A 5,381-nucleotide genomic window follows, 5' to 3' on the forward strand; every position below is an offset into this window, starting at 1 on the left:
TACAGATAGTCAGATAGATACAGCAGAAAGACATGGAGATTACGGAGTTTTAGAAAGACTAGCTTAACCCACAATCGAACAAACAAATTAAGGAGGACGAACAATGCAGGAACAAAACAAAAAACCTCAAACTACTCATGGCAGTGAGCAGAATGAGGGAAATCGTCGAAATCGAAATTATAGCTGACACTAATGATTTTTAAAACCAGGGCAATAAGTTGATAAAAAAGTTACTAAACACACTATGACAAATATCAATGAGCTTTGAATGTGTAAATCATCGTTGTTTATATAATTAGTTACAAAATTTTGAACATTAGCACTTCCAACGATGCCACTCGACCATTTTATTGCTGACTTGAAAGGATGTGGATAGTCATTTTTGAAAGTATTGATAAATTTTTCATATCTATTATAGGAGTTTTGATTATTTATTGGATAGGTCGAATTGATGGATTCAGCCAAAGTAGAGATTGCAGTTGGGTTGATATAAAAATCTCGAACAGTTTGTTGCGCTTGAGAAACTACATCATCATCAAACCTGTAAATATCCTTAAAAGACTTTATCGCTTTTTCAGAAAATAAATTTCTTTGGAAATTATAAGAAGCAGATATAGCAAGAAAATTTAAAGACGGTTTTCTAGTTAGTCTAATTAACTCCATTGATTTTAAATTAAATGTGTTTATGAAGCCAGTTCGTAAAAGTTGTTTTTTGAAGTATCTATTGATTTCCAAAGTTCTAGATAAATTCACGTTAGATTGCAGCAAAGGTTTCATGGCCATTCGTCTTGACGATTCCAAATCAGATACAGTTTTATTAATAATTCCTCTGACATTTCTTAAAGGGTCGTAATACATTTATTAATTCACCTCCCTTCATAAAGGGATAACTAAATTATACACGAAAGGAAGAAAACAAAATGAAGAAAAATCATTTACGCATTAATGAACTAGCGTTGTTGTTAGGAATTTCAAAATCGAAAGCACAAAAAATTATTAGATCATTAAACAAAGAAATGGAACGTGCAGGTTACATTACTGTAGCCGGTAGAGTGCCACTACCTTTATTAAGAGAGCGTATGCCTTATGAAGATTTATCAGACGAAAGAATTAAAGCATTAGAGGAGGTTTCTTATGACTAGCACAGACAAAACAATTTTAGTCAGTGGCATGATGTTTAACACAGTATTTTCCCTGCTCATGCTAGCCGAATTAGTGATAACTAAAGCAGTAGGATATGCGTTGCTCAGTGCGATAGCAACATATTTATTCTTCGAATATGTGTACTACGTAAAAAAGACTGAAACTCACGGCAATGAGTAACAGTCAAAATAAGCGTTGACGTAACAAAACATGTCTTAATCGTATTACAAGGAGTGTAATTATGCAAGGGTTCACAATAACAAAAGATGAATATATAGAGCTTCTATCTTATCGTGCAAAAGCTGACACATTAGAAATGAAACTTGAACATGCCGCTAATCAATTAGAAACAGCATATGACCATATAGCCGTTTTAAATGAGTTAAACACTAGAAAAAGTGAAAGGATAGCGCATGAGAAAGCTAAATATAAACGATTGGAGGCCTATTTAGATGAAACAATCCGTAACGTATTTAATCAAACTTAGAAGCGCTCCGTTTCCACTTTATATTAGCAATCGTCCTAATCATGCTGAAGATACATCTTATTCTAGAGATGAACGAAGAGCAAGAGAATTTGACGGTCTAGATGATATATCAATCGATATGACACATCACGTCGCGATAAAAAAAGTAGAAACTACATCAGTAAAGTATGAGGAGGTTGAGTATGACTGAACAACTTAATTTATACCAAAAAATAGCAGATGTTAAAGCTAATATTGATGGTTTTACTAAAGACACCAAAGGTTACAACTATTCTTACGTAAGTGGCTCTCAAGTCCTTCATAGAATAAGAAACAAGATGATTGAACATAATTTATTACTTGTACCATACACAGAAAATGAAGAAATAACTGAAACCACAAATGCGAAAGGTAAGCCAGAACATATTGTTAAATTGAAACTGACTTATAAATGGATCAACGCAGATAATCCGCAAGAAATTTTAGAAGTACCTTTCTTCGCAGTTGGCCAACAGGACGATGTATCTAAAGCGCATGGTACCGCATTAACTTACGCGGAAAGATACTTTTTAATGAAATTCTTCAACATTCCAACTGATGAAGATGATGCAGATGCTAAACAAAAACAAGAAAAATACAACAAAGTAAGTAGTAAAACGGTTGGCGTTCTAAAACAAGAAGTGTTTGATTTTGTTGATTTGATGAAGTCGTTAGGAAAAGACGTAACGCAACAACAAGCAGAACAAACTTTTGGGATACAAGATTACACGTCAATGTCTGAACAACAAGCAGTAACTACAATCAATAACATTCAAGCAATGGCGAAAAAATATAAGGAGAATGACCAATGATAAATAGAGTAATTTTAGTAGGTAGATTAACGAAAGATCCAAATTTTAATGAAGGCAATGTAGCAAATGCAAGATTTACATTAGCAGTAAATAGACCGTTTAAAAATAAAAATGGCGAACAAGAGGCTGATTTTATAAACGTAGTAGCTTTCAGACGACAAGCGGAAAACGTAAATAATTATCTATCAAAAGGACAACTTGCTGGGGTAGATGGTCGTATTCAGACACGTAGCTATGAAAAAGACGGTCAACGTGTATTTGTAACGGAAGTTGTGGCTGATAGCGTTCAATTCTTAGAACCGAAGAATAGTAATCAACAAAATAACCAACCTCAACAACAAGGACAAACACAATCAGGTAACAATCCATTTAATAATGGTATGCAAAACACAAATGGACCAATTGATATTAGTTCGGATGATCTTCCATTCTGATTTTAAGAGAGGTGTAAAAAATGGCTGAAGTATCATGGATAAAACTTAAAGTTGGTATGTTCGACGATAGCAAGATTAAGTATATTGAGGCGTTACCTGAACGAGACACAATCATTACAGTGTGGGTCAAGTTGTTGACGCTTGCTGGTAAATATAACGAGCATGGTTATATTATGCTATCTGAAAACTTACCGTACAACGACGAGATGTTAGCAAATGAATTTAACAGACCTATTAATTCTATCAGATTAGCATTACAAACGTTTAAAACATTAGGAATGATAGATGATAATCAAGGTGTCTATAAAGTAACTAATTGGGAAAAGCACCAAAGTTTAGATAGTAAAAGCAAACATAACGAAAAGAATAGACTTAGACAACAACGTTATAGAGAACGAAAAAAGCAAAATCAAATAGAAAGTAACGTTACCGTAACGTTACGTAACGATACAGAAGAAGAAGAAGAAGAATATAAGAATAAGAATAAAGAAGATAGAAGTAACGACGTCTTCTCAAAAGCAATTAATTATGTAATCACATTTTTAGATAATAACCTAACTCCTTACCAAATGGAACAGATAGGATATGCAGTTGATGATATAGGTGAACATGCAGATGAAGTTGTTGAGGTAGCTACTGATTATACAAAAGAAAAAGGTTGTCATGTAGGTTATCTAATCAAAGTGTTAAATAATTGGGCAAAAGAAAGCGTAAAAACTAAAGCTGACGCAGAAAACAAAATCAAACCTAAAAAGAAAAGTGAAACTGATGATGTTATCGCAGCAATGGAGAGGGAGCTGAATGATAACTAATGAGTATGACTAAACAACAAGCATTAGAAATTATAAAAAGCATTAGGCACTTATATAACCTAGATTTTGATAAACCAAAATTAGAAACATGGGTTCAAGTGTTAAGTGAAAACGGAGATTTTGAACTAACTCAAAAAGCGGTTAAAGAATATATCAACAGTGGCAATCCTTATCCTCCTAATCTTCCTAGCGTTATGAGAAAAGCACCAAAAAAGATGGAATACGAAGAAGTGCCTGACGATATCAAAGAACATCGATATAAAATGGCTAACGATCCTGAATATCGAGCTGAACGTCAACGTAGGATAGATGAATTTAAGAAAACAATAAGTAAGTTTGGAGTGAACAACGATGAATGAACGTCGAGAGATTGAACAAACGATTATCGCTAGCTTACTTAAAAAACCAGATCTAATTGAAAAGTTACGTATTAAACCCGAAATGTTCTACAACCAAGATTTAAAAACGTTTATAGATTATGTGTTTGAAGTAGGTAAAGTCGACCACCAAGACATCTATTTGAAAACAACCGAAGATAAAGATTTTTTGAACTTTGAAACAATAGAGCGACTTTATAATTCTGAATTTATTGGCTACGGCATTTTTGAACGCTACCAACAAAGATTATTAGAACTATATCAAATCTCACAAGCCTATGAAGTGATTAATGACTTCAACCAACAACCTACCATTCAAAATTTTGAAAGTATGTTAAACGGACTAAATGATGTGTCGATGATTAGCGCTAATGACGAAAGTAATATTAAAGCGATTATTGATGATTTTGTTGAAGAATTGTATAGCGATGAACCTAAAGCACAAATCAAAACAGGCTTTCCGTTAATGGACTACAAAATTGGCGGTTTAGAGCCTACACAGTTAGTTGTAATCGCTGCTAGACCGTCAGTAGGTAAAACAGCATTTGCGCTTAATATGATGCTTAATATCGCAAATCAGGGCTATAAAACATCTTTCTTTAGTTTAGAGACAACAGGCGTTTCAATTTTAAAACGAATGTTAGCTACTAAAACTGGAATTGAGCTAACTAGAATTAAAGAAATGAAAGATTTAACACCCGATGAAATCACTAAATTAACCAGCGTTGCGAGCCAAATTTTGAAGTTGAATGTTGATATTAACACTCAAAGTAATGTGACTACGCAGGAAGTGCGTAAACAGGCATTAAAGAGCAAAGATGAGCAACAGGTAATATTTATCGACTACCTTCAATTAATGCAAACAGACGCCAAATTAGACCGTAGAAATGGCATCGAAAAAATTTCCCGCGATTTGAAAGTAATTGCTAATGAAACGGGTGCAATTATCGTCTTATTATCTCAACTGAGTCGAGGCGTAGAAACACGTAATGATAAACGTCCTATGTTATCTGACATGAAAGAGGCAGGAGGTATAGAAGCAGACGCAAGTTTAGCCATGCTTTTGTACCGAGACGATTACTACAACCAAGATGAGCAAGACAGCTTCGGAAAGTCGGTAGTTGAATGCAATATAGCTAAAAATAAAGACGGCGAAACAGGCGTGATTGAATTTGATTACTACAAACGCACACAAAGGTTTACAACATGACGGTAATTGAGTTTCAGAAGTTGCTGGGAAAGTTGTACCGAGAAGATTACCGAGATGATCCAATCATAGCTAAAAACTTTATTGAGCT

At 34.0% G+C, this 5,381-nt stretch carries 10 protein-coding genes; 9 read left to right on the top strand and 1 reads right to left on the bottom strand.

All coding sequences use genetic code 11. The annotated features are described in order from the left end of the window. Positions 1-189 precede the first annotated feature (189 nt). The gene (locus CD147_RS09850) at positions 190-858 is read right to left on the bottom strand and encodes a hypothetical protein (RefSeq protein ID WP_103167215.1); all 669 of its coding nucleotides are present in this window, start codon (positions 856-858) and stop codon (positions 190-192) included. A 62-nt stretch (positions 859-920) separates the two neighbouring features. Here CD147_RS09850 and CD147_RS09855 point away from each other — a divergent pair, with 62 nt between their 5' ends. The 9 genes from CD147_RS09855 (at position 921) to CD147_RS09895 (ending at position 5,293) form a co-directional block, all read left to right on the top strand. Then, on the top strand, positions 921-1,142 hold the full coding sequence (locus tag CD147_RS09855; RefSeq protein WP_103167216.1) for a hypothetical protein: 222 nt from the start codon (positions 921-923) through the stop codon (positions 1,140-1,142). After that, positions 1,135-1,323 (top strand): hypothetical protein, encoded by a 189-nt coding sequence (locus tag CD147_RS09860; protein ID WP_103167244.1) that lies wholly within the window; start codon positions 1,135-1,137, stop codon positions 1,321-1,323. The genes CD147_RS09855 and CD147_RS09860 overlap by 8 nt, the downstream gene beginning before the upstream one ends. A 61-nt stretch (positions 1,324-1,384) precedes the next feature. Continuing rightward, a complete protein-coding gene (locus tag CD147_RS09865; protein ID WP_103167246.1) occupies positions 1,385-1,630 on the top strand; it encodes a hypothetical protein in 246 nt (81 codons plus the stop codon). Next, complete coding sequence (locus CD147_RS09870; RefSeq protein WP_103167248.1) at positions 1,596-1,820, top strand: DUF2483 family protein; 225 nt, start codon at positions 1,596-1,598, stop codon at positions 1,818-1,820. Before CD147_RS09865 ends, CD147_RS09870 begins: the two co-directional genes overlap by 35 nt. Beyond that, a complete protein-coding gene (locus tag CD147_RS09875) occupies positions 1,813-2,460 on the top strand; it encodes an ERF family protein (protein WP_103167250.1) in 648 nt (215 codons plus the stop codon). The genes CD147_RS09870 and CD147_RS09875 overlap by 8 nt, the downstream gene beginning before the upstream one ends. Further along, the gene (gene ssb, locus CD147_RS09880; protein ID WP_103167251.1) at positions 2,457-2,894 is read left to right on the top strand and encodes a single-stranded DNA-binding protein; all 438 of its coding nucleotides are present in this window, start codon (positions 2,457-2,459) and stop codon (positions 2,892-2,894) included. The genes CD147_RS09875 and ssb overlap by 4 nt, the downstream gene beginning before the upstream one ends. Positions 2,895-2,914: 20 nt before the next feature. Further along, the gene (locus CD147_RS09885) at positions 2,915-3,706 is read left to right on the top strand and encodes a phage replisome organizer N-terminal domain-containing protein (RefSeq protein WP_103167252.1); all 792 of its coding nucleotides are present in this window, start codon (positions 2,915-2,917) and stop codon (positions 3,704-3,706) included. Further along, the gene (locus CD147_RS09890) at positions 3,706-4,065 is read left to right on the top strand and encodes a hypothetical protein (protein WP_103167254.1); all 360 of its coding nucleotides are present in this window, start codon (positions 3,706-3,708) and stop codon (positions 4,063-4,065) included. The genes CD147_RS09885 and CD147_RS09890 overlap by 1 nt, the downstream gene beginning before the upstream one ends. Beyond that, the gene (locus CD147_RS09895) at positions 4,058-5,293 is read left to right on the top strand and encodes a DnaB helicase C-terminal domain-containing protein (RefSeq protein WP_103167255.1); all 1,236 of its coding nucleotides are present in this window, start codon (positions 4,058-4,060) and stop codon (positions 5,291-5,293) included. The genes CD147_RS09890 and CD147_RS09895 overlap by 8 nt, the downstream gene beginning before the upstream one ends. Positions 5,294-5,381: the final 88 nt, after the last annotated feature.

Origin of the sequence: Staphylococcus devriesei (genome assembly GCF_002902625.1) — a bacterium.
In the GTDB taxonomy this organism is placed as follows: Bacteria; Bacillota; Bacilli; order Staphylococcales; family Staphylococcaceae; genus Staphylococcus; species Staphylococcus devriesei.

Coding starts and splice junctions, on each gene's coding strand:
- CD147_RS09855 (WP_103167216.1), top strand. CDS start 921: ATGAAGAAAAATCATTTACGCATTAATGAACTAGCGTTGTTGTTAGGA.
- CD147_RS09875 (WP_103167250.1), top strand. CDS start 1,813: ATGACTGAACAACTTAATTTATACCAAAAAATAGCAGATGTTAAAGCT.
- CD147_RS09870 (WP_103167248.1), top strand. CDS start 1,596: ATGAAACAATCCGTAACGTATTTAATCAAACTTAGAAGCGCTCCGTTT.
- CD147_RS09860 (WP_103167244.1), top strand. CDS start 1,135: ATGACTAGCACAGACAAAACAATTTTAGTCAGTGGCATGATGTTTAAC.
- CD147_RS09850 (WP_103167215.1), bottom strand. CDS start 858: ATGTATTACGACCCTTTAAGAAATGTCAGAGGAATTATTAATAAAACT.
- CD147_RS09885 (WP_103167252.1), top strand. CDS start 2,915: ATGGCTGAAGTATCATGGATAAAACTTAAAGTTGGTATGTTCGACGAT.
- CD147_RS09895 (WP_103167255.1), top strand. CDS start 4,058: ATGAATGAACGTCGAGAGATTGAACAAACGATTATCGCTAGCTTACTT.
- ssb (WP_103167251.1), top strand. CDS start 2,457: ATGATAAATAGAGTAATTTTAGTAGGTAGATTAACGAAAGATCCAAAT.
- CD147_RS09890 (WP_103167254.1), top strand. CDS start 3,706: ATGAGTATGACTAAACAACAAGCATTAGAAATTATAAAAAGCATTAGG.
- CD147_RS09865 (WP_103167246.1), top strand. CDS start 1,385: ATGCAAGGGTTCACAATAACAAAAGATGAATATATAGAGCTTCTATCT.